Source organism: Streptomyces sp. NH27, from assembly GCF_056859195.1.
This window is the reverse complement of sequence record NZ_JACEGK010000836.1, coordinates 1-1,980: the sequence shown is the minus strand read 5'-3', so window position 1 is coordinate 1,980 and position 1,980 is coordinate 1. Positions and strand designations below refer to the sequence as shown.

2 protein-coding genes and 1 pseudogene are annotated in these 1,980 nt (G+C 77.4%); 1 reads left to right on the top strand and 2 read right to left on the bottom strand.

Annotated elements, in window-relative coordinates; translation table 11 throughout:
* Nucleotides 1-342: 342 nt before the first annotated feature.
* Nucleotides 343-587, bottom strand: a pseudogene (locus AC13HU_RS36350) (ATP-binding cassette domain-containing protein); the annotation flags it as partial.
* A 24-nt stretch (nt 588-611) separates the two neighbouring features.
* The gene (locus AC13HU_RS36345) at nt 612-947 is read right to left on the bottom strand and encodes an SHOCT domain-containing protein (protein WP_483046267.1); all 336 of its coding nucleotides are present in this window, start codon (nt 945-947) and stop codon (nt 612-614) included.
* A 220-nt stretch (nt 948-1,167) separates the two neighbouring features.
* On the opposite strand from AC13HU_RS36345, the gene AC13HU_RS36340 reads away from it, so the two are divergent.
* A partial coding sequence (locus tag AC13HU_RS36340; RefSeq protein WP_483046266.1) for a DUF2797 domain-containing protein occupies nt 1,168-1,980 on the top strand: 813 nt, incomplete at its 3' end.

Genomic DNA, 1,980 nt, shown 5'->3' with positions numbered 1-1,980 from the left:
GTGACAGGGAGGAGGCGGCCGGTCCGGCGGCCGGGTGCGCCCGCAGGCCGGGCCGGCGATCTCCGGCCGCCCGCAACGGACTTCGGCCCACCAGGAACCCGGACCGCACCTCGGCCCACCCGGGACTTCACTCCGCCGCGATCGCCCGCAGCACGTCCAGGCGGGCCGCACGGCAGGCCGAGCGCCGGCCGGCGAGCGCCCCGCCCGCGACGCCGACCAGCGCGAACACCGCGAGTTGCGCCGGCGGCAGCGTGAACGCGCTGATCCCGTCGCCGTCGGCGGCCCGTACCAGCTCCCAGCCGAGGAACGCGCCGAGCCCGAGCCCGCGGTGCCGAGGACCGCGAGCGTGCCCAGGTCGGTCTCCCCGATGAACGCCGTGCCCGAGCTGAGCATGTCGAGCCCGGCCGCGCAGTGCATCAGCGTGGCTTTCCCGAGCCCGACGGCCCCATGATCGCGGGGAAGCGCCCGGCGGGGAACGCGACCGTCACCCCGTCGAGCGCCCGCACCTGGGCGTCGCCCGCGCCGTACACCTTGGTGGCGCCGGCGACCCGGGCGGCCACCAAGGCCGCCCGGGGCGGCCACGTCACCGGGCGCGGCGCCGGCCACCAGGCTCACGCCGCACCACCCTTGCCACCGGTCTTGCCGCCGCCCAAGCCGCCGCGCGGGTCCTTGGCGAAGTGCTCCTCCAGCACGGACATCCGCCGCCAGTACTCCTCCTCGTCGATCTCGCCGGAGGCGAACCTGCGCCCGAGCACCGCCATCGGCGAGTTCTCGCCGCCGACGCCGCCCCGCTGCTGGTACTGCCACGGCCCGCCGCCGCCCCAGCCGCGCCGCCATCCGGCCCGCCGCAGCGTGGTGATCACCACGGCCACCACGGCGACCCACACCAGCGGGAAGAACAGGATCCACGGGCCGGGCCCGCCGTCGTGCCACGCCAACGTGTTCATCGCTCGTCATCTCCTCGATCAGTGCCGGGCCCCCTCACCGGTCCGTCGTCCGGCTGCTCCGACACCACCGAGCCTCGTCCGCCCCCGCCCCCGCGTCGTCGTCCGGCCAGCGACACCTCCGCTGCTCCCCGGGCAGTACCCGGCGGCCGGCGACCTGCTCCCCGCCGCCTGCGCGGGCGAACTCGTCCCGTTGTCGGTGGGGCCGCCTACGGTGGACACCATGTGGCGGAGCACGGGTATGGGCTGGCGGGAGGAGGGCGCCCGCTGGACGTGGTGGCACCCGTCGCACGGCGTACGCGCGAGCCCGCTGCGGCTCGGCGCCGAACTCCACCTCGCGCTGGACGACTCCGCGGTGCGGCGCTGCGCGGGCGTGTGGCGCGCGGCCCGCAACACCCCGTGCCCGTACGCCGCCGAACTCCCGCCGGGCGCGCGGCGCGACCAGTGCGAGGCGTGCGCGGCGCTGGACCGTACGTCGTCGGTCGCCGCGGACACCGTGCCGGACGACGGGCGGCCGTACCGCGTGTACCTGGCGTACTTCGGCCCGGGCCTGCACAAGGTCGGCATCACCGCCGCCGCACGCGGACGGCTGCGGCTGCTGGAACAGGCCGCGGTGTGCTTCGCCTTCCTCGGCGAGGGCCCGCTGATGACGGCCCGCCGGACGGAATCGGTACTGGGCGCCGCCCTCGATGTACCCGACCGGGTGCGGGACCAGGCCAAGCGCGCGGCGCGGCACCGCCTGCCGGGGCCCGCGGCCCGCGCCGCCGAACTGGCCGCCCTGCACGCGCGGGTGACGGAGCTGCGCGGCGCGCTGCCGGAGTCGCTGGCCCCGGCCGCTCTGCGCTGCGTGGACCACGCCGAGGTGTTCGGGCTCGCCGCCGAGCCGCCGCCCCCTCCCCCGGCCGCAGAGGTCACCGCGCTGCTGCCCGGCTGCGCCCTGGCCGGCACGGTCCGCGCGATCGCGGGCCATGACGTGTACCTCGACACGCCCGACGGCCCCATCCTGTTCGACGCCCGCCTGGCCGCGGGATGGCCG

Bases quoted from the DNA above. Each gene is read 5' to 3' on its own strand.
- AC13HU_RS36345 (WP_483046267.1), bottom strand. From the start codon at position 947: ATGAACACGTTGGCGTGGCACGACGGCGGGCCCGGCCCGTGGATCCTG.